General features: G+C 54.0%; 18 protein-coding genes. 5 read left to right on the top strand and 13 right to left on the bottom strand.

Going from position 1 to position 19,668, the window contains the following annotated elements; genetic code table 11:
- The first annotated feature begins 3 nt into the window (after window positions 1-3).
- Window positions 4-1,986 (top strand): cyclic di-GMP phosphodiesterase, encoded by a 1,983-nt coding sequence (gene pdeR, locus FS690_RS02895; RefSeq protein WP_039384551.1) that lies wholly within the window; start codon window positions 4-6, stop codon window positions 1,984-1,986.
- A gap of 15 nt (window positions 1,987-2,001) precedes the next feature.
- Here the strand turns inward: pdeR and FS690_RS02890 are convergent, their stop codons facing one another.
- Both FS690_RS02890 and araD read right to left on the bottom strand, forming a co-directional pair.
- Window positions 2,002-2,868, bottom strand: coding sequence for a crotonase/enoyl-CoA hydratase family protein (locus tag FS690_RS02890; protein WP_039384553.1), 867 nt, complete (start codon window positions 2,866-2,868; stop codon window positions 2,002-2,004).
- A 315-nt stretch (window positions 2,869-3,183) separates the two neighbouring features.
- Window positions 3,184-3,879 carry an L-ribulose-5-phosphate 4-epimerase gene (araD, locus tag FS690_RS02885; RefSeq protein WP_039385955.1) on the bottom strand — a complete coding sequence of 232 codons (696 nt, stop codon included), beginning with the start codon at window positions 3,877-3,879 and terminating at the stop codon, window positions 3,184-3,186.
- 316 nt (window positions 3,880-4,195) lie between these two features.
- On the opposite strand from araD, the gene osmB reads away from it, so the two are divergent.
- Window positions 4,196-4,414: an osmotically-inducible lipoprotein OsmB gene (gene osmB, locus FS690_RS02880; RefSeq protein ID WP_039384556.1), complete on the top strand. Its 219-nt coding sequence runs from the start codon at window positions 4,196-4,198 to the stop codon at window positions 4,412-4,414.
- 62 nt (window positions 4,415-4,476) lie between these two features.
- Here osmB and yciH read toward each other — a convergent pair whose 3' ends face one another.
- The 5 genes from yciH to pgpB form a co-directional block, all read right to left on the bottom strand.
- The gene (yciH, locus tag FS690_RS02875; protein ID WP_039384559.1) at window positions 4,477-4,800 is read right to left on the bottom strand and encodes a stress response translation initiation inhibitor YciH; all 324 of its coding nucleotides are present in this window, start codon (window positions 4,798-4,800) and stop codon (window positions 4,477-4,479) included.
- Window positions 4,800-5,507: an orotidine-5'-phosphate decarboxylase gene (pyrF, locus tag FS690_RS02870; RefSeq protein WP_145339046.1), complete on the bottom strand. Its 708-nt coding sequence runs from the start codon at window positions 5,505-5,507 to the stop codon at window positions 4,800-4,802. The genes yciH and pyrF overlap by 1 nt, the downstream gene beginning before the upstream one ends.
- A gap of 187 nt (window positions 5,508-5,694) precedes the next feature.
- On the bottom strand, window positions 5,695-6,864 hold the full coding sequence (gene lapB, locus FS690_RS02865; protein WP_145339045.1) for a lipopolysaccharide assembly protein LapB: 1,170 nt from the start codon (window positions 6,862-6,864) through the stop codon (window positions 5,695-5,697).
- Window positions 6,865-6,870: 6 nt separating this feature from the next.
- On the bottom strand, window positions 6,871-7,176 hold the full coding sequence (locus FS690_RS02860; RefSeq protein ID WP_039384565.1) for a LapA family protein: 306 nt from the start codon (window positions 7,174-7,176) through the stop codon (window positions 6,871-6,873).
- A 124-nt stretch (window positions 7,177-7,300) separates the two neighbouring features.
- Entirely contained in the window at window positions 7,301-8,065 is a 765-nt protein-coding gene (gene pgpB, locus FS690_RS02855; protein WP_039384568.1) for a phosphatidylglycerophosphatase B, read from the bottom strand.
- Between the two features lie 225 nt (window positions 8,066-8,290).
- Here pgpB and ribA point away from each other — a divergent pair, with 225 nt between their 5' ends.
- Entirely contained in the window at window positions 8,291-8,884 is a 594-nt protein-coding gene (gene ribA / locus FS690_RS02850; protein ID WP_039384570.1) for a GTP cyclohydrolase II, read from the top strand.
- A gap of 32 nt (window positions 8,885-8,916) precedes the next feature.
- On the opposite strand, the gene acnA is transcribed toward ribA, so the two are convergent.
- The 6 genes from acnA to sohB form a co-directional block, all read right to left on the bottom strand.
- Complete coding sequence (gene acnA / locus FS690_RS02845; RefSeq protein WP_145339044.1) at window positions 8,917-11,598, bottom strand: aconitate hydratase AcnA; 2,682 nt, start codon at window positions 11,596-11,598, stop codon at window positions 8,917-8,919.
- A gap of 422 nt (window positions 11,599-12,020) precedes the next feature.
- Window positions 12,021-12,200 carry a hypothetical protein gene (locus FS690_RS02840; RefSeq protein WP_039384574.1) on the bottom strand — a complete coding sequence of 60 codons (180 nt, stop codon included), beginning with the start codon at window positions 12,198-12,200 and terminating at the stop codon, window positions 12,021-12,023.
- A gap of 3 nt (window positions 12,201-12,203) precedes the next feature.
- Window positions 12,204-12,362: a YmiA family putative membrane protein gene (locus FS690_RS02835; RefSeq protein WP_071668859.1), complete on the bottom strand. Its 159-nt coding sequence runs from the start codon at window positions 12,360-12,362 to the stop codon at window positions 12,204-12,206.
- Between the two features lie 492 nt (window positions 12,363-12,854).
- On the bottom strand, window positions 12,855-13,829 hold the full coding sequence (gene cysB, locus FS690_RS02830) for an HTH-type transcriptional regulator CysB (protein WP_039384577.1): 975 nt from the start codon (window positions 13,827-13,829) through the stop codon (window positions 12,855-12,857).
- Window positions 13,830-14,013: 184 nt separating this feature from the next.
- A complete protein-coding gene (gene topA, locus FS690_RS02825; RefSeq protein ID WP_104085016.1) occupies window positions 14,014-16,611 on the bottom strand; it encodes a type I DNA topoisomerase in 2,598 nt (865 codons plus the stop codon).
- A gap of 463 nt (window positions 16,612-17,074) precedes the next feature.
- Window positions 17,075-18,121, bottom strand: coding sequence for a protease SohB (sohB, locus tag FS690_RS02820; RefSeq protein WP_039384581.1), 1,047 nt, complete (start codon window positions 18,119-18,121; stop codon window positions 17,075-17,077).
- Window positions 18,122-18,296: 175 nt separating this feature from the next.
- Here sohB and FS690_RS02815 point away from each other — a divergent pair, with 175 nt between their 5' ends.
- Both FS690_RS02815 and cobO read left to right on the top strand, forming a co-directional pair.
- Entirely contained in the window at window positions 18,297-19,061 is a 765-nt protein-coding gene (locus tag FS690_RS02815) for a YciK family oxidoreductase (protein ID WP_039384584.1), read from the top strand.
- Complete coding sequence (cobO, locus tag FS690_RS02810) at window positions 19,058-19,645, top strand: cob(I)yrinic acid a,c-diamide adenosyltransferase (RefSeq protein WP_039384586.1); 588 nt, start codon at window positions 19,058-19,060, stop codon at window positions 19,643-19,645. Before FS690_RS02815 ends, cobO begins: the two co-directional genes overlap by 4 nt.
- Window positions 19,646-19,668: the final 23 nt, after the last annotated feature.

Here is a 19,668-nt window from a genome sequence, read left to right as displayed (position 1 = left end):
TAAATGACCGATGAACAGGGGCAAACCTTGCTGTATGCCTTGTTTGGCACCACCAGCCCCCATTGGCGGTTAACCTCTGACAGTGACGCACTGCATTTTGCCGAAGATGAAAATGCCAATACCAATCTGGCCGTTTCGCTTACTCCGGCGCAGGCCAGTCTGTTACGGGCGATGACGGTGATCACCTCCAGCATTAATCTTACTCTGCCGCTGCACGGAACCCCGGTGCCAATGCACTTTGTCGGACGTAAAGTGAACCAGTCTACCTGGGCCGGCACCGCCTCCGCATGGGGTGATACGTCGTCGGTTGCCCGCGATCTGACCCAGGGACTCTCTTTCGCCGAACAGGTGGTATCTGAAGCTAACTCGGTTATCGTTATCCTCGACCAGCGCGGTAACATTCAGCGCTTTAATCGTTTGAGTGAAGAGTATACCGGCCTGAAAGAGCAGGAAGTTATCGGTCGTAACGTCTTTCAGCTATTTATGACCCGGCAGGAGGCGCAGGCTTCACGCCGTAATATCACCGGTTTTTTCCGCGACGGAAATTCGTATGAAGTTGAGCGCTGGGTCAAAACCAAAAAGGGTCAGCGACTGTTTCTGTTCCGTAATAAGTTCGTTCACAGCGGCAGCGGAAAAAATGAAATTTTCCTCATCTGTTCCGGTACGGATATCACCGAAGAGCGACGGGCACAGGAGCGGCTTCGGGTGCTGGCAAATACCGATACGGTCACGGGTTTGCCTAATCGTAACGCTATTCACCAGCAAATTAGCCTGGCACTGGAGCTGGCGAACGGTTCTCAGACCGGCGTGGTCTACCTCGATCTCGACAATTTTAAAAAGGTAAATGACGCTTACGGTCATATGTTCGGCGATCAGCTGCTGCAGGCGGTATCGCTGGCTATCCTCAGCTGCCTGGGCAAAGATCAGACGCTGGCGCGTCTTGGCGGCGATGAATTTGTGGTGCTGGCTGAGCATACCAGTCAGGCGGCGCTGGAGGCGATGTCGTCGCGTATCCTTGAGCGGCTGCGGCAGCCCTTTCGCATCGGGCTTATTGAGGTTTACAGCGGCTGTTCTATCGGGATCTCACTGGCTCCCCTGCATGGTGAAGATCGCGAAAGCCTGATCCGCAATGCGGATACGGCCATGTATCATGCCAAAGAGAATGGCCGCGGCAAGTTCTGCATCTTCACCAGCGAAATGAACAAGCGGGTCTTTGAATACCTCTGGCTCGATACCAATCTGCGTAAAGCGCTGGAGCAGGATCACCTGGTGGTCTATTACCAGCCTAAGGTCGATCGCGACGGCGAGGTGCGCAGCGCCGAAGCGCTGGTACGCTGGAACTCTCCGGAACGCGGCATGGTCTCGCCCGGCGACTTTATCCCCTATGCCGAAGAGTCCGGTCTCATTGTCCCGCTGGGCCGCTGGGTCATGCTTAATGTGCTGCAGCAGATTATAAAGTGGCGCAGTGAAGGCATTTTTCTGCGCGTTGCCGTCAACGTCTCCGCGAAACAGCTTATCGATCAGAGCATCTACAGCGATCTGAAAAATGCGCTGGGCGAAGCGGGGCTGACGGAATCCCCGATCGATATTGAATTAACTGAAAGCTGCCTGATTGAGAATGAAGCGGGTGCGCTTAAGCTCATGAAACAGTTTCAGGAGCTTGGGGCGCAGGTACATCTTGATGACTTCGGCACCGGCTACTCCTCCCTTTCTCAGCTGGCACGGGTACCCATTGATGCCATTAAGCTGGATCAGAGTTTTGTCCGGGATATCAACAAACAACCGGTTTCGCAATCTTTAGTGCGCGCGATTGTGGCGGTTGCCAAAGCCCTTGAGCTGCAGGTGATTGCAGAGGGTATTGAAACCAAAGCGGAAGAGAAATTTGTTCTCACTAACGGTGTAGATGGGCGCCAGGGCTATTTTTACGCCAAACCAATGCCCGCAGAACAGCTCGGGCATTGGCTGAAGCATCCTGCCCGTGTTTAACGCTGCGCGGAAGTGTTATCCGGCTTTACGTAATGAAGCACTGTGGCGATTTTGTAACTGCACCAGGCGCTCCATATAGGCGATATCCTTGGGTTCAAGCGTAAAGGCATAATCTACCCAGTCCTCCGTAATATCCATCAGTTCAGCACGTGACAGCTGCAGTACGCGCTGGCGCGCTTTCAGCATGGCACGCACGCCATTCAGCTTGGGCCGTAAGGTATCGATAAAGGTGCGCGTCGCGCGATACGCTTCACCCGGCTGGAACACTTTATCGACCAGGCCGCGCGTCTCATACCACTCCGCACTGTGCGACTCCCCTTCACAGATCAGCTCTTCTGCCAGCTTCATACCGGAACGACGCGCGACCAGCGAATAGCCACCCATTCCCGGGAACAGATTGAACGCAATCTCCGGGAAACCGAGACGCGCGCTGTTCTGTGCCAGAATGAAATGGTGCGCCAGCGCGGCCTCAAAGCCTCCGCCCAGGGCGCTGCCTTCAATCATCGCCAGCGTTACCGCACCGGTATCAAACCCGCGAGCCGCCGAGTGAATGCAGTCGACGCAGGCCCGGGCATAGGCACGCAGCGCTTCGCGACGGTTATTGCGAATGCACTCAACAAAAAAGCGCAGATCGCCACCGGCGTTGAACATCTGTGGGACTAAAGAGCCGGTTACCCAGAAATCGATCGGCAGTCCGGAGCGCTGAGCCGTATAGCTCAGGTTCATGATCTCCTCGATTAATTCATGGTTGAAGCTTGGGCGTGGCTGAGCCCGCAACATCATCCACATGGTGCGACGCCCTTCCTCGTAATAAGCAACAAGTTGGGTGGTCTGTCCCGCTTCGGTAAACAGGCGGCAGGTTGGTTGGTTAATAACGGTCATAGTCTCATCCTCTAATATTTATGTGATGCGTTTAACGCCACATCAGCGTAATGCAGAGTGAGGCCAGACCAAATGAGAGATTGATTTATAAAGCAAAATCCAGAAGTATCCCTGAACAGGGGGGTGAAAAATCATTAGCGCCATTTCAGGATAGAGCAGAGCGAAAGCCAGAGTACATGAGATCGCCTAACGCGTTGTGAATAAAGACGATTTAGCACACTGCACGCGCGTTAATCACGCATCGTTAGCCAGGAATTTACTGATGCAGCGATAAAAAAAAGCGCCCGCAGGCGCCTGAGGCAGTGAGAACCGCCTTTATTGTCCATACCACGCATTTTTACCGTGTTTGCGCAGGTAGTGCAGATCCAGCAGATTTTGCGAGATGGGCGGGAGTTCAGCCCGCAGCTGTTCGGTATGCAGCGCCATATAGGCGACCTCCTCCAGGACCACCGCACTGTGTACTGCCGCCGCCGCATCGCTGCCCCATGCGAAGGGCCCGTGAGAGTTAACCAGCGCTGCGGGAATTGCGGCGGGCTGAATATTACGATGGGCAAAAGTTTCGATGATGACCTGTCCGGTATTCCACTCATACTCCTGCTCGATCTCCATGCGCAGCATGGCGCGGGTGCAGGGGATCGTACCGTAGAAATCATCCGCGTGGGTCGTGCCCCAGGCGGGTATGTCGCGTCCTGCCTGTGCCCAGATGGTTGCATGCCGCGAGTGCGTATGAACGATACCGCCAATATCGGGCCATGCCTGATAAAGCGCACGATGCGTGGCCGTGTCCGATGAGGGTCGCAGCGCGCCTTCGATCACCGCACCACTCTCCAGATCTACCACTACCATGTCATCCCGCTGCATCTTTTCATATCGCACCCCTGAAGGCTTGATCACCAGTACGCCCTGCTCTCTGTCAATGGCGCTGACGTTGCCCCAGGTGAACGTGACCAGGTTGTAGCGCGGTAAATCGAGATTCGCTTCCAGTACCTGCTGCTTTAGCGCTTCCAGCATCATTGTTCTCCACCAGTCTGTGATAGAGAGATTGTGCGCAGAGAGGGGATCGGATGTTATGGAAAGAATAGCTGAATGCTCAGTGGAAAGTCGCTGTCTCGTCATAAATGCGGCGCAGATTCAGCGTTTTCTGTCTGACGACTGCGCCGCAGCGTTTAAAATTAAACAGGACCATTCGGTTTCAGGATATTTACTCTGGCAGACAGCATAAACCCGGCGGCCTGGCCCAACTTTTCCATCCGGGAATAAAGAACTTTGCCGTCGGGCATCTATACTTATTGCTGTTGCCTCTGAGCCAATCATCAAGGAGATATCTATGACTACAACAGTGAAACGTGTATCCGTTGCCGTGCTGGCAGCAACATTAGTTGTTGCGCTGAGCGGCTGTTCAAACTGGTCTAAACGCGATCGCAACACGGCAATTGGTGCCGGTGCCGGTGCTATTGGTGGTTCAGTCCTGACTAACGGTAGTGGCCTGGGTACCGTGGGCGGCGCGGCGGTGGGCGGTATTATCGGCCATCAAATCGACCGTTAATTTTTTGCAGGCTACACAGCAGACACTCTTTTGTCCGGGCCACAATGCGTGGCCCGCTTTCATTAACCGCCTGCCAGCTTAACCTTCATGCCTTTGGCTTCGAGCAGCGTTTTGAGCAGGTCACGTTTATCCCCCTGAATCTCAATCACGCCCTCTTTTACCGCCCCCCCGCAGCCGCACTTTTTCTTCAGTTCTGCGGCAAGAGTAGCCAGCGCGCTGTCGTCCAGATCGATACCGGTGATCAGACAGACGCCCTTGCCTTTACGTCCGCTGGTCTGACGCTGAATGCGTACAATACCGTCGCCGCGCGGTCGCTGTGGCTTCTCCTCTGCCGGCACAATACGCCCGCTGTCGGTGGAGTAAACCAGTGGATTGTCCTGCGCCATTACGCCTCCTGTAACGATGTAATAATCTGCTGCAGCGTGGCAGCCGGATCGGCTGACTGCGTAACCGGGCGACCGATAACCATATAATCAACCCCGGCCTGCTTCGCCTGCAGAGGCGTCATAATGCGGCGCTGATCGCCAGCGTCGCTGCCTGCCGGTCGGATACCGGGCGTGACCAGCGCAAATTCGCTGCCGAACGCCTGTTTGAATGCAACCGCTTCATGGGCGGAGCAGACGACACCATCCAGGCCACACTGTTGCGTGAGGCGCGCCAGCCGCTCTGCCTGTTGCGCCGGTGACAGGGTGATGCCCAGTCCGCGCAGATCCTCTTCATCCATGCTGGTCAGCACGGTCACAGCAATCAGCAGCGGTGCATCTTTTCCAAAAGGCAGCAGCGCTTCGCGTGCAGCCTGCATCATGCGTGCTCCCCCGCTGGCGTGCACGTTCACCATCCAGACGCCCAGCTCTGCGGCAGCGGCTACGGCATGTGCGGTGGTGTTGGGGATATCGTGAAATTTCAGATCGAGAAAGAGATCGAATCCGCGTGCCTGCAATGTCCGGACCACTGACGGACCAAACAGCGTGAACATCTCTTTGCCTACTTTGAGGCGACACTGAGCAGGATCAATACGGTCCACAAATCGCAGTGCGTCATCCAGATTACTGTAGTCGAGCGCCACCAGAATGGGTGAAGGGGTTACAGACATAACGTTTCCTCATAAGCAGGCACAGGGGCAACAAACGGCCTGCATTCTACCTGCCATGCTGCGGCAGAACAATCTTACGCCCGGGATACGTGACCTGTTGAGCCATATGCCGGTGTCTGATGCGCGATAATGCGATTATTAGAAAAGTACGTTGTAACTATTGTGCCTGTTTTTTTTAAAATAGCTGTTACTGCCCGTCAAGTCCTCTGATCGGTTTTATTGAAGACCATGCCCGGCAGGATGGGCAGTGCCAGTAAAGTGCGTAGGCGGTAAAACCGCATTTATGGCAACGATAGCGCGGTTTGGTGCGGATCTGTTCACCAACCATATCGCGCAGAACCATCAGACTCTCTTTTGCCCGGCCATCTTCCGCTTCATGCAGGTGAAAGTCCATTAGCCGGTGGAAGACGCGCATGGTCGGATGACGCTGCAGCTGGCGATTAATATAGAGCTGTGCCGCTTCCGGCCCCTGCTGCTGCTCCAGAATATCTGACAGATAGAGCTCAGCGGCGGCACCGGTATTCTCTTCGGTACAGCGCTGCAGATAACCGGCCCAAACCTCTGGCTGCGCCAGCCGCTGATAGCAGGTTTCCAGCATCGGCAGCGTTTCGCTGACCAGTTCTTTATCCTGCTCCAGCACCCGCTGCAGGCGCTGTGCTGCTTTCGCATACTCCCCCTGCTCCATCAGGATGCGTCCCGTCATGATGGAAACGCGCGCGCTCTGATGATCGGCCGATTCACCTTTTTTCAGCAGCGACATTGCGCGATCGAGATCGTCACTGCTCATCGCCTGCAGCGCCAGCTCACAATAGAAGTGCGCAATCTCGCCTTTTTGCTTCTCTTTTCCCAGTTTTACCAGCTTCTCAGCAACGTCGATCGCTTTCTGCCAGTCGCTGGTTGCCTGATGAATCAGCAGCAGCTGCTGCAGAGCGGCAATGCGAAAATCGGTTTCATCCGTTAGCTGACTGAACATATCTTCTGCGCGATCGTAGAGGCCCGCCGCCATATAGTCGCGGCCAAGCTGCTGAATCGCCAGCAGTCGCTGGTCGTAGGTAAGCGAGGCGCTTTCCATCAGCGACTGGTGAATACGTATAGCGCGATCTACCTCGCCGCGTGAGCGAAACAGATTACCGAGCGTCAGGTGCGCCTCAACCGTACCACTGTCTTCTTTCAGCATGTCGAGGAATAGATCGACGGCTTTATCCTGCTGATTTGAAAGCAGAAAGTTTACCCCGGCCACATACTCTCGTGACAGGCGGTTCGCTTCCTGTTGCTTATTCTGGTACGCGCTGCGTCGTCCCATATACCAGCCGTAGGCCGCTGCGACCGGGAGAAGCAGAAACAGCAATTCATGCATTGAACATTAATCCCGACGACCTGTAGTCGATACGGTGGTGGCTGCCGAAGCGTGTTCGTTTTGCGCCTGCATACGCTTCAGTTTACGCTGAGCATGTGCCAGTGAAACGCGGATGCGTAACCAGAATAGTCCGCAGATTGCCCAGCCCAGTAAAAAACCGGCGCCAAACAGCACTGCAAGCAGCGTGGAGATACGAAATTCACCCTGCGCCAGCAGATAGTTGAAGGTCACCACCTGATCATTGTGAGCACCCAGCGTCACTGAAATGATAAAAATGACCAGTACCACCAGAAAAATCAGCAAATATTTCACAATGCGTCCTGTCGTAGAGTTTCCAATAGAGTATGCCAAAAAAGCGCGTACCATGCTGCTTTCACGTTATCAGTTAGCTGGCTTTGCGCAAGCGTAATCAGCTATATGGGGGCAGTTCGGCTGATTACAATCCGTCGTCGCGCGCTTTGACTTCGCGCTGCTCATCAGGCGGAAGCGTAAGCGGACCGCAAAAGCGCTGCGCCAGCCAGGTCGCGACGGTCACCAGCAGCCAGGAGATAAGGGTTGCGACAATCAGGTCGCGCGGCCAGTGCATACCCAGTACCAGCCGGCTGCCCATCACCATAATGGCCCAGCTGAACAGCACCACCAGCGTCACCACCCGGCGACGCGGCCAGAGCAGGCCCATTGCCAGCAGCGCCCAGCTGGCAGCAAACATAGTATGGCCGGAAGGAAAAGCAAATCCTGTTTCAAATGCCCAGTGCTGCTTTAACCAGCGGGGAATTTGCGTATCGCTGGCCAGCAGCCCATTAACCATCTCGCCCCGCTGTTGCCGTTTCAGCTGATAAAATTCATCGTTGCTGATGCCATGCTGCTGCTCCAGCCAGACCACATAGGGTCGCGGCTCCTGCACCTGCTCTTTAATCCATGACTTCGTGTACTGCCCGGCGAGAATCGCGCCATTCATGATAATCAGCAGCAGGATAGCAGGCTTAAGGCGGAAGCGCAGACACCATAGCATCCAGGCGCTCAGCACGCTGCTGGTGATAATCCCCCACGGGCTGGTGACGGTTTCCGTCATCCAGAACAAAAAGCGCAGCACTCCCCCGCTTTCACCCGGCTGCCATTGCCAGCCCGACAGCCAGACGCAGAGTGGCATCGCAATTAATAAAAAGGCACCCAGAGTCGTGCGCTGCACTATTTTCAACATACTTTGGCTTTTCCTGCGGGTTATAATGCGTTTGCTGAATAACTTTAGCTGAAAAAAGAATAACATACCTAAAGCGGCTTGGATAATCGTGCTTTATCACTACAATCTTTCTGACTGATTAGCGGGCCTGCTTGTGGATATGGCACAATAGACACAATTTTCGGGTCAGTCGGCCCGTGCGTTATCAAGATGATAGCGCATCCTCTGAAGGTTCTGGAGAATCACATGCAGCTTAAACGGGTAGCAGAAGCTAAACTGCCCACGCCATGGGGAGATTTCCTGATGGTAGGTTTTGAAGAACTGGCAACCGGCCACGATCATGTGGCGCTGGTTTACGGTGATATCAGCGATCATACGCCGGTGCTGGCGCGTGTCCACTCTGAGTGTCTGACCGGTGATGCGCTGTTCAGTCTGCGCTGCGACTGCGGCTTTCAGCTTGAAGCGGCGTTAACAGCGATTGCTGAAGAGGGGCGCGGGGTGCTGCTGTATCACCGTCAGGAAGGCCGTAATATCGGTTTACTGAACAAAATCCGCGCCTATGCGCTGCAGGATAAAGGCTATGACACCGTCGAGGCGAACCATCAGCTGGGCTTTGCCGCTGATGAGCGTGATTTCACCCTGTGCGCTGATATGTTCAAATTACTGGGTATCGATGAAGTGCGCCTGCTGACAAATAATCCGCGCAAGGTTGAGATCCTCAGCGAAGCGGGCATTAATATTGTTGAGCGCGTGCCACTGATCGTCGGGCGCAATCCAAAAAATGCCCACTATCTCGATACCAAAGCGGAAAAGATGGGGCATCTGCTGCCGAAATCCTGAGAGAAAAGAAGCCGGGCAAGCCCGGCTTTTTTTTAGTTCAGCATATTGCGGATAACATAGTGCAGTATGCCGTCATTGCGGTAGTAAGTCAGTTCCGTTGCCGTATCGATACGGCAGCGTGCGGCCACCTGCTCCTCACTGCCGTCTGCGCGGATCAGAGTAACATTGACCGTGCAGCCCGGCGTCAGCTGCGTCAGGTCAGCAATATCTATCCGCTCCTCACCGGTTAACTGCAGCGTCTTACGGGTAACGCCCGCCGGGAACTCCAGCGGCAGGATCCCCATACCAATCAGGTTTGAACGGTGAATACGCTCAAAAGACTCAGCGATCACGACGCGTACTCCCTGCAGGCGCGGTCCTTTAGCAGCCCAGTCGCGGCTGGAACCTGAACCGTACTCTTTCCCGGCCACCACGGCGAGCGGCACGCCCTCTTCTTTATATTTCATTGCGGCATCATAAATAGCCAGCGTTTCATTACCCGGAAAATGCCGGGTGTAGCCGCCTTCCGTACCGGGCACCATTTCATTGCGGATACGAATATTGGCAAAGGTACCGCGCATCATTACTTCATGGTTACCACGGCGCGACCCGTAGGAGTTAAAGTCGTTACGCTCTATGCCTTTCGCCAGCAGATAGCGTCCCGCCGGACTCTCAGCCTTAATACTCCCCGCAGGCGAAATGTGGTCAGTGGTGACTGAGTCACCCAGCATCGCCAGAATACGGGCGCCGCGAATATCCTCAACCGGCTTTGGCGTTTTCTCCATGTCATCAAAGAAAGGTGAAAGGCGGATATAGGTCGATCCTTCATCCCAGTCGTAGGTTGCCGCTTCACTCACGGAGATTTGCTGCCAGTCCGGCGTTCCGTCAAACACTTCCGCATACTCTTTGCGGAACATGCTGCTGTTAACCAGCTGCACCGAGGCGGCGATCTCTTCCGGTGATGGCCAGATATCTTTGAGATAAACATCTTTGCCGGTCTGATCCTGACCGATAGGCTCGCTCTGCAGATTGATGTTCATATTGCCGGCCAGCGCATAGGCCACCACCAGCGGGGGTGAAGCCAGCCAGTTAGTTTTAATCAGCGGATGTATACGGCCTTCAAAATTACGGTTCCCGGAGAGCACGGCGCCAACGGTCAGATCGCCCTCTTTTATAACGCTTTCGATCTCATCCGGCAGTGGCCCTGAGTTACCAATACAGGTTGTACAGCCATACCCCACCAGGTTGAAACCGAGTTTGTCCAGGTAAGGCGTGAGACGGGCTGTGGCCAGATAGTCAGATACCACTTTTGATCCGGGGGCCAGGGAAGCTTTTACCCACGGCTGGCGCTTCAGCCCGCGCTCAACCGCTTTTTTTGCCAGCAGGCCGGCGGCCATCAGCACGCTGGGGTTTGACGTATTGGTACAGGAAGTAATCGCGGCAATAACTACCGCACCATCATCAAGCTGATGCGACTGGCGGGTTTCACTGTCGCGGTAACTGACCGCTTTATGCGGCTTTTGTGCGTGGTTGATCTCCAGCTCATTACTGGCGGCAAACGCGGCGGGCACATCGCCCAGCGCCACCCGATCCTGCGGGCGCTTAGGTCCTGCGATACTCGATTCGACGTCAGCCATATCCAGCGCCAGCGTGCTGGTAAAGATCGGCTCGTCGCCCGCATTTCGCCACAGGCCCTGCTGCTTCGCATACGCTTCCGTCAATTTAACCTGCTGCTCATCGCGCCCGGTCAGCGTCATATAGCTCAGGGTGACGTCATCAATCGGGAAGAAACCGCAGGTGGCACCATATTCTGGTGCCATGTTAGCGATCGTTGCGCGATCGGCCAGCGGCAGATCGGCCAGCCCGTCACCGTAGAATTCGACAAATTTGCCGACAACGCCATGCTTACGCAGCATCTGGGTAACGGTCAGCACCAGATCGGTCGCGGTAATGCCCGGACGCAGTTTGCCAGTCAGCTTAAAGCCAACCACATCGGGAATAAGCATTGAAACCGGCTGACCCAGCATAGCCGCTTCCGCTTCGATGCCGCCAACGCCCCAGCCCAGCACGCCCAGCGCATTGATCATCGTGGTATGCGAGTCGGTACCCACCAGCGTATCAGGCCAGGCAACGTTTTTGCCCTCCAGCTCTTCATGCCAGACGGATTTACCCAGATATTCCAGATTAACCTGATGACAGATGCCGGTACCCGGCGGCACCACGCGGAACCGGTTGAACGCTTTCTGTCCCCAGCGCAGGAAAACGTAGCGCTCGTGATTACGTTCCATCTCCAGCCTGACGTTTTCGCCAAAGGCGTCATCGTTACCGAAGCGATCAACGGTTACGGAGTGGTCAATAACCAGATCCACCGGGGACAAAGGGTTAACTTTTGCCACATCTCCGCCCAGTCGTGCGACTGCTTCGCGCATAGCGGCAAGATCGACTACGGCGGGTACGCCGGTAAAATCCTGCATCAGCACGCGTGCCGGACGATATGCAATCTCCCGGTCAGCGTGGGCGGTTTGCTGCCAGTCTGCCAGCGCCTGAATATCTTCAAGGGTAACGGACTCGTCATCCTGCCAGCGCAGCAGGTTTTCCAGCAGCACTTTCATCGATTTCGGTAAGCGATCAATATTGCCGGTATGCTGTGCGGCTTTAGCCAGACTGTAATAATGATAGGTGTGTGCCCCGACCGCCAGCGTATCCTGACTTTGCTCGCGTAATGTTAACGACATGTCTCCTCCTTTAATTCCTTAGGCTAAACCTCAGAGAGTGCAAGGTTTAGCTTAAAGATAGACCACATTTTCGTTAACGTTTTGATAACAACCCGAAAGGGCACTGGGTGCTACAAACAAAAATGCCCCGACCTGAGTCGGGGCATTTCCATAAATTCGGTGATAAGAAGCGTCGGTTACATAAGAGCCCAGGCTGCCGCTGCCCAGAAGGCAAATGAGAAAGCATAAACGCTAAGCCATGAAAAAGTGGTTGTATTCATTCGTCACTCCTTCCCGGTTCTCGGGCTAAATTTTCTTTAATCTTCAGTAATCTACTGTCGACGCTTATTTGCAGTGTAAGGTCATGGGCTTTTTGCTGGCCCGCCGGAATAACCGGAAAAAATCAAAGCAACATCAGATGCTAAAAATAAGTGCAACAACAATTATTTGAGTTTTGGATCCATAAAAGATTCGATAAAGCTGCGCTGCTTGTCACTCAGATCCCAGGAAGCAGGAATCGCTACAGACTGCTCAGCAGCAGGAGCTTCTTTTGCTTTGCACGCAGGTGTATTTGGCTGCCGTGCAGTGACCGGATATTTACGACTGAGTGAGTTTGCCCACATGGCTTAGCCCCATAAACGCCAAATCATTAATGCCACCACTACCCAGAACAGCGCTGAAGCAGCGAAGACAGCCAACCAGGCTTTGCGACGGGTGTTACCGGTACGCTGAACCTTGGTGCTCTTAGCCCGGAAGTCGGGTTGTACAGTTATTCTCGTAGCCATAGTTTTTGATAATCACTCTCAACAAAACGATTGATAACAACGATTAAGATTTAGGATGAATCCTAAACTTCTTAAGTCCAAAAATCCAGTTATTTTTATTGAGCACAACGATTAACGCTATTAATCAAAGCTTCGAAAACTGATTAGCCTTATTGAAACACAGACCTCAGAACTATTAAAAAAACGGCGACCGAAATTTGGGTTAAACAACAATTAGTACCACTTTAAATTTGAGTTAAATAAGAAACCTCAGTAATAAAGCCCTTCTTCATCAGGTGTTAACTGGAGTATGGGAATAATCCTGGCAGTGTGCAAAGAAGTGAACCGAAAAATGTGTACTGTTTCTCAATTAATTAATAACAATGAAAAAACCTGTGATGCATGTTTTATTTACAGAAAAATGTCAGCTTTTGTTGAACTACTGATGGCGCTAAGCGAGGGGAAACCTGAAGGTGCCCACTGGACACCCCGGTAAATTCATGATTTGGCGAATTATTTGAAAGGGAGTTTGATATCGCGGAACATCGCTTCAATGTCGTCATTGGAGCGCAGAGCAACAGCGGTGTCTACCACATCACGCGTGAGATGCGGTGCAAATCGCTGAATAAAATCATACATATAGCTGCGCAGGAAGGTGCTGCGGCGGAAGCCTATTTTGGTCGTACTATTGGTGAAAATCTCTGAAGCTTCAATGCGAACCAGATCCGGATCGGCTACCGGGTCAACCGCCATACTGGCAATCACACCCACACCTAAGCCAAGCCGTACATAAGTTTTAATTACATCTGCGTCAGTTGCGGTAAACACGATACGCGGGGTCAGACCTGCACGATTAAACGCTGTATCGAGCTCGGAGCGGCCGGTAAAACCAAAGGTGTAGGTTACCAGTGGGAAATCGGCCAGCTCCTCTATAGTCACGTTGTCTTTGCCTGCCAGCGGATGGTCGGGCGTTACCACAATCGCACGATTCCAGTGGTAACAGGGCAGCATGATGAGATCGTCGTAGAGGTGCAGGGCTTCAGTAGCAATGGCAAAGTCAGCGTTGCCCTTGGATACCGCTTCAGCAATCTGCGTAGGGGAGCCCTGATGCATATGCAGTGAAACGCGAGGGTAGCGCTCGATAAATCCTTTGATTACGCCCGGCAGCGCATAGCGCGCCTGCGTATGCGTGGTGGCGACATAAAGCGATCCCTTGTCAGGCCAGGTGTGTTCGCCCGCTACGGATTTAATCGCATCAACTTTTGATAATACTTCACGTGCTATGCGGATAATCTCTTCACCGGCTGGCGTAACCTGCGTCAGATGTTTGCCGCTGCGGGCAAATATCTGCACCCCCAGCTCATCTTCAAGCATACGTACCTGTTTGCTGATGCCAGGCTGTGAGGTATAGAGACCTTCAGCGGTTGATGAGACGTTGAGATTGTGATTGACCACTTCCACGATATAGCGCAACTGCTGCAGTTTCATAGTTATATCTTCCCGTTAGCGACTAACGTGCGTGCCGGCAGCCGCCCATGATGCAGATGTGAGGAACAGAGCGAATTGAGAATAGAAAAACTATAACAACTATATCAGTTTTTAACCGAATAAAGAACGTTAGGTTATAAGGCGGGGAAAGTAAACGGGGCTGGCAGATGCCAGCCCCGGAGAGTTATTTTTTCGCTTCCTGCCATTTACCGTCAATATAGAACATTGACCAGCCGGTTGCTTTACCCTCTTTTTCAGACGAAACGTACTGCTGTTTTGTCTTGCGGCTAAAACGCACCAGGGTTTTATTTCCTTCCGGATCGGCTGCCGGTGCCTCTGCCAGATATTTAAGCTTTTCCGGCAGACGGTCAGCGAAGCGCTTCAGCTCTTCCACCAGCGGCGCGCGGGTCTCGCGCGATTTCGGGAACGTATTAGCCGCAAGGAAGACGCCGGCTGCTCCGTCACGCAGCACAAAATAGGCATCTGACTTCTCGCACGGCAGCTCAGGCAGCGGTACCGGATCCTCTTTCGGCGGCGCGACTTCGCCATTGCGCAGGATTTTACGGGTGTTTTTACACTCTTCGTTGGTACACGCCATATACTTGCCAAAGCGTCCCATCTTAAGGTGCATTTCCGACCCGCATTTCTCGCACTCGACTATAGGGCCATCATAGCCCTTGATGCGAAACTCGCCCTGCTCAATTTCATAGCCATCGCACTCTGGATTGTTACCACAGACGTGCAGCTTGCGGCTGTTATCAATCAGATAGCTGTCCATCGCGGTGCCGCACTTAACGCAGCGGCGGCGGGCACGTAACGCGTTGGTTTCCGCGTCGTCACCCTCCAGCACGTTCAGCACTTCGTTTTCCGGGATCAGATTGATGGTCTGCTTGCAGCGCTCTTTTGGCGGCAGGGCGTAGCCCGAACAGCCGAGGAATACGCCGGTGCTGGCCGTACGAATGCCCATTTTGCGACCGCATGTCGGGCAGTCGATTGAGGTCAGCACCATCTGATTCGGCTGCATGCCGCCCTCTTCCGGATCTTTTTCAGCCTGCTCCAGCTGCTGGCTGAAGTCACTGAAGAAGGAGTCGAGAACGCCTTTCCACTGCGCCTGATTGTTGGCTACCTGATCGAGGCTGTTTTCCATATGAGCGGTGAAATCGTAATTCATCAGCTCGCGGAAATTTTCTTCCAGCCGGTCGGTGACGATCTCACCCATCTTCTCAGCATAAAAACGACGGTTCTCAACGCGTACATAACCACGATCCTGGATAGTGGAAATAATAGACGCGTAGGTTGAGGGACGGCCAATACCGCGCTTCTCCAGCTCGCGCACCAGCGACGCCTCGCTGAATCGCGCCGGAGGCTTGGTAAAATGCTGGCTCGGCTGCAGCGCAGTCAGATCCAGTATTTCCCCTACCGCTACTGGCGGCAGCGTCCTGTCTTCATCGTTTTTACGCAGCGCCGGCATAACGCGCGTCCAGCCATCAAAACGCAGCGTGCGGCCTTTTGCCTTGAGCCTGAATTCGGCTGCGCCTACGGTCAGCGTGGTGGAGTCATATTTAGCCGGGACCATCTGACACGCCACAAACTGGCGCCAGATAAGCTGGTAAAGTTTTTGCGCATCCGCTTCCATATCTTTCAGCTGCTCAGCGCTTACGTTGACATCTGACGGGCGAATCGCTTCGTGTGCTTCCTGCGAATTATCTTTGCTGGTATAGGTCACCGGCGCTTCCGGCAGGTATTTTTTGCCGAACTCGCTGGCGACATAGTCGCGCGCCATGGTCACTGCATCCTGGCTCAGGTTCGTGGAGTCAGTACGCATGTAGGTGATGTGACCCGCTTCATAAAGCCGCTGCGCCATCATCATGGTTTTCTTCACGCCAAAGCCGAGACGTGTGCTCGCAGCCTGCTGCAGCGTTGAGGTAATAAAAGGTGCAGAAGGTTTGCTGCTGGTCGGTTTATCTTCACGATCCAGCACTTCATAACGCGCTTTTTCCAGTATCGCGACCGCCGCGTGCGTCTGCTCGCGGTTAACCGGACGAAACGCTTTGTCGCCCTGATGCGTCACCTGCATCGCCAGCGCATCGCCTTTTGGCGTAGCAAAATCTGCGTCGATCTCCCAGTACTCTTCTGGCACAAACGCTTTGATTTCGCGCTCGCGCTCAACCACCAGACGTACCGCTACCGACTGAACGCGTCCGGCAGAGAGACCGCGGGCGATCTTTTTCCACAGCAGAGGCGAAACCATATACCCCACAACGCGATCCATAAAACGGCGCGCCTGCTGGGCATTAACCCGCTCGATATTCAGTTCACCCGGCTTTTCAAACGCCTGGCGAATCGCATTTTTGGTGATTTCATTAAACACCACCCGGCTGAAACGCTTGTCGTCGCCACCAATGACTTCACGCAGGTGCCAGGCAATGGCTTCTCCTTCGCGGTCAAGGTCGGTTGCGAGATAGATATGATCGGCGTCAGCGGCCAGGCTTTTAAGTTCAGACACAACCTTCTCTTTGCCTGGCAGAATCTGATAATCAGCTTCCCAGCCATGCCACGGATCAACACCCATTCGGTTGACCAGCGCCGCCTTTTCATCTTTTTTAACTTTTTTCCCGGTTTTTACCTTCTCACCGTCAGTACTTTTACGGGTCGTTGAACCACTGGTCGGCAAATCGCGGATATGACCGACGCTGGATTTCACCACGTAGTCATTACCGAGGTATTTATTGATTGTTTTGGCCTTTGCCGGGGACTCAACGATAACGAGTGCTTTACCCATATGTACCTTTACCTGATTGAAACGTCCTGATAAACGGGAGAGGATTAATGCCCCAAAACCCAGTGGGTTTAATATTGCTGCCAGCAATCTGATTTTCAAGCTGGCGGGGACTGCCACTATTCAGTTTAAAACGGTGTGCGCAACCTTATGATTAACTACACTTTTTCCGCCTGACATCATCACACATCCTGGTGTGAACTCCCTGAAAGCTGAATCGCCCACACTCTACCTGATAAAATCTGATACGCAACTTAAATAGCACTCTGTTTAATTTTGCGCCAGCTGCAGGCGTGAACACGGATAAGTGGCAACAGAATGGCAGGTAATATAGAAGGAGAAAATGCGCTGTCAAAAAAAGTCGGATAATTCGGGACAAAAATGGAATTCATTTCACAACCCGGCCGAAGTAAATGGGACTCACCCGTTGCTAAGCATAAAAAACCCGGCCGGAGCCGGGTTTCTGTTACAGCAGAGGCTTTTCGCCACGCTGCCAGATTTTTAGCAACAGCCGTTCTGCCGCCTGGCTGGCGCTGCCGGTAAAACGATCCATCATCTTTTTCTTACGCGCATACTGTACGCCCAGCACGGTGAAGCGCTCCATATGCCGGATAATCAGGGCATCACTGGTGCCGATTTCATCAATCAGACCCAGTTCAAGCGCCTGCTGCCCATACCAGTGTTCGCCGGTCGCTACCCGGTTCATATCCAGCGACGGACGCATTTGCTGCACAAAGCCCTTAAACAGCTGATGCGTTTCATCCAGATCGTGCTGGAACTTCTCACGCCCCTCTTCGGTATTTTCACCAAACAGCGTCAGGGTACGTTTGTACTGGCCTGCAGTATGCAGCTCCACGTCAATATCATTGCGCTTCAGCAGCCGGTTGAAGTTGGGGATCTGCGCCACAACGCCGATTGAACCGATAATGGAGAACGGCGCGGCGACAATGCGATCTGCCACACAGGCCATCATATATCCGCCGCTGGCGGCCACTTTATCTACGGCGGCGGTCAGGCGCAGACCCGCGTCGCGCAGGCGCTGCAACTGCGACGCTGCCAGACCGTAGCCATGCACCACCCCGCCCGGGCTTTCAAGCCGCAGCAGGACTTCATCACCCGGTTGCGCTACGGCCAGTACAGCGGATACTTCTTCACGCAGGGAGGCGACTTCACCCGCGTCCATGCTGCCTTTAAAGCCAAGCACATAGAGTACCGGCTTCGCGGTTTCAGTGACGCCGTTTTTTGCGTTGCGCTTCTCTGTTTTCGCTTTCAGCTTCTCTTCTTTTTTATGCTGTTTCAGCCAGACTTTTTGTACCTGCGGCTTCATTTTAGCCAGCTGCAGATCCTCTTTTATCTGACGATACTCATCATCCAGATGCGTCACCTGCAGCTGACCGGCGTGATGACGTTTGCGCAGCGCAGCATTCAGTATGATAAATACTACGGCCGCAATGGCGATCACTACTGTGACAGCCTTGGCCAGGAAGAGCCCATAGCTGGAGAAAAAATCCATTCTGCCGCCTTATTAAACAGTGAATTACAATTAACAGCTGAGTGTAACTGCTTTAACCCGGTTCGTCGCCTGAAAAGCCCGCAGGCGGCACAGAATGCTCCTCTGTAGCATTGCACCGGCTGGCGAATTCAGGCATAAAGCCAGAAACCTCTACCACTGACTGAAGGAGATTGCTGTGCACTATCAGCCTAAAGGCGATCTACTCGAAAACCGCATTATTCTGGTTACCGGCGCATCAGACGGCATTGGCCGGGAAGCGGCGCTGACCTATGCCCGCTACGGCGCCCGCGTTATCCTGCTCGGACGTAACGCCGTTACCCTGCAGCAGACAGAAGCGGCGATTAACCAGCTTAATAAGCAGCCCGCCAGCTCATACCTGCTGGATCTCGCGACCGCCACGCCTGAATCATGTCAGCAGCTGGCCGCGCAGATTGCTGAGCGCGTGCCGCGTCTGGACGGCGTGCTGCATAACGCCGGTATTCTGGGTGAAATTGTTCCGCTGGCCGATCTTGAGCCGGCCCTCTGGCGCGAGGTGATGCAGATCAACCTGGATGCCACCTTTTATCTGACGCAGGCTCTGCTGCCGCTGTTGCTGAAATCAGAGGCGGGATCGCTGGTATTCACTACCTCCAGCGTAGGCCGCACCGGGCGCGCCGGCTGGGGCGCTTACGCCGTCTCTAAATTTGCCACTGAAGGCATGATGCAGGTGCTCGCCGATGAGTATAAAAACCACGCCCTGCGCGTAAACTGTATCAATCCCGGCGGCACGCGTACGAAGATGCGCGCCAGCGCGTTTCCGGAGGAGGATGCAAACCTGCTGAAAACTCCGGCCGATTTAATGCCGCTTTATCTCTACCTGATGGGCGATGATAGCCGGCGTAAAACGGGCATGAGCTTCGATGCTCAGCCCGGACGTAAAGCGGGTCCGGCCAGCGCATGAGCGATCGCCATCAGCAACGTCAGCAGCGCCTGAAAGAGCAGGTTGACGCGCGCATCGCTGCGGCGACAGAACATCGCGGTATCGTTATGGTATTTACCGGTAACGGTAAGGGAAAAACCACGGCGGCTTTCGGTACGGCGCTGCGCGCCTGCGGCCACGGAAAAAAGGTGGCAGTGGTACAGTTCATTAAGGGGGAGTGGCCCAACGGCGAGCGTAATCTGCTGGCGCAGCACGGGGTTGAGTTTCAGGTAATGGCCACCGGATTTACCTGGGAGACCCAGAGCCGCAGCACGGATACGATCGCCTGCCAGCAGGTCTGGCAGCAGGCACAACGCATGCTGGCTGATAGCGATGTTGACCTGGTGATCCTTGATGAAATCACCTATATGGTGAGCATGGATTATCTGGATCTGGAGGCGCTGATGCTTGCTCTGCAACAGCGTCCGTCTGCGCAAAGCGTGATTATTACCGGACGCGGCTGTCACCGGCGCCTGCTGGAGCTGGCAGATACCGTGACTGAGATGCGCCCGGTAAAACATGCCTTTGATGCCGGCATCCAGGCGCAACAGGGAATTGACTGGTAGCCGCTGCCGGGGCAGCGGCACAC

Source organism: Pantoea sp. PSNIH1 (assembly GCF_007680655.1).
Classification (GTDB): domain Bacteria; phylum Pseudomonadota; class Gammaproteobacteria; order Enterobacterales; family Enterobacteriaceae; genus Pantoea; species Pantoea eucrina.
The sequence above is the reverse complement of the archived record's forward strand: the minus strand, read 5'-3'. Positions and strand labels throughout refer to the sequence as shown.

Bases quoted from the DNA above. Each gene is read 5' to 3' on its own strand.
- yciH (WP_039384559.1), bottom strand. From the start codon at position 4,800: ATGGCGCAGGACAATCCACTGGTTTACTCCACCGACAGCGGGCGTATT.
- FS690_RS02890 (WP_039384553.1), bottom strand. From the start codon at position 2,868: ATGACCGTTATTAACCAACCAACCTGCCGCCTGTTTACCGAAGCGGGA.
- topA (WP_104085016.1), bottom strand. From the start codon at position 16,611: ATGGGTAAAGCACTCGTTATCGTTGAGTCCCCGGCAAAGGCCAAAACA.
- lapB (WP_145339045.1), bottom strand. From the start codon at position 6,864: ATGCATGAATTGCTGTTTCTGCTTCTCCCGGTCGCAGCGGCCTACGGC.
- cobO (WP_039384586.1), top strand. From the start codon at position 19,058: ATGAGCGATCGCCATCAGCAACGTCAGCAGCGCCTGAAAGAGCAGGTT.
- pdeR (WP_039384551.1), top strand. From the start codon at position 4: ATGACCGATGAACAGGGGCAAACCTTGCTGTATGCCTTGTTTGGCACC.
- araD (WP_039385955.1), bottom strand. From the start codon at position 3,879: ATGCTGGAAGCGCTAAAGCAGCAGGTACTGGAAGCGAATCTCGATTTA.
- acnA (WP_145339044.1), bottom strand. From the start codon at position 11,598: ATGTCGTTAACATTACGCGAGCAAAGTCAGGATACGCTGGCGGTCGGG.
- FS690_RS02835 (WP_071668859.1), bottom strand. From the start codon at position 12,362: ATGGCTACGAGAATAACTGTACAACCCGACTTCCGGGCTAAGAGCACC.
- FS690_RS02840 (WP_039384574.1), bottom strand. From the start codon at position 12,200: ATGTGGGCAAACTCACTCAGTCGTAAATATCCGGTCACTGCACGGCAG.
- cysB (WP_039384577.1), bottom strand. From the start codon at position 13,829: ATGAAACTGCAGCAGTTGCGCTATATCGTGGAAGTGGTCAATCACAAT.
- sohB (WP_039384581.1), bottom strand. From the start codon at position 18,121: ATGGATTTTTTCTCCAGCTATGGGCTCTTCCTGGCCAAGGCTGTCACA.
- ribA (WP_039384570.1), top strand. From the start codon at position 8,291: ATGCAGCTTAAACGGGTAGCAGAAGCTAAACTGCCCACGCCATGGGGA.
- pyrF (WP_145339046.1), bottom strand. From the start codon at position 5,507: ATGTCTGTAACCCCTTCACCCATTCTGGTGGCGCTCGACTACAGTAAT.
- pgpB (WP_039384568.1), bottom strand. From the start codon at position 8,065: ATGTTGAAAATAGTGCAGCGCACGACTCTGGGTGCCTTTTTATTAATT.
- osmB (WP_039384556.1), top strand. From the start codon at position 4,196: ATGACTACAACAGTGAAACGTGTATCCGTTGCCGTGCTGGCAGCAACA.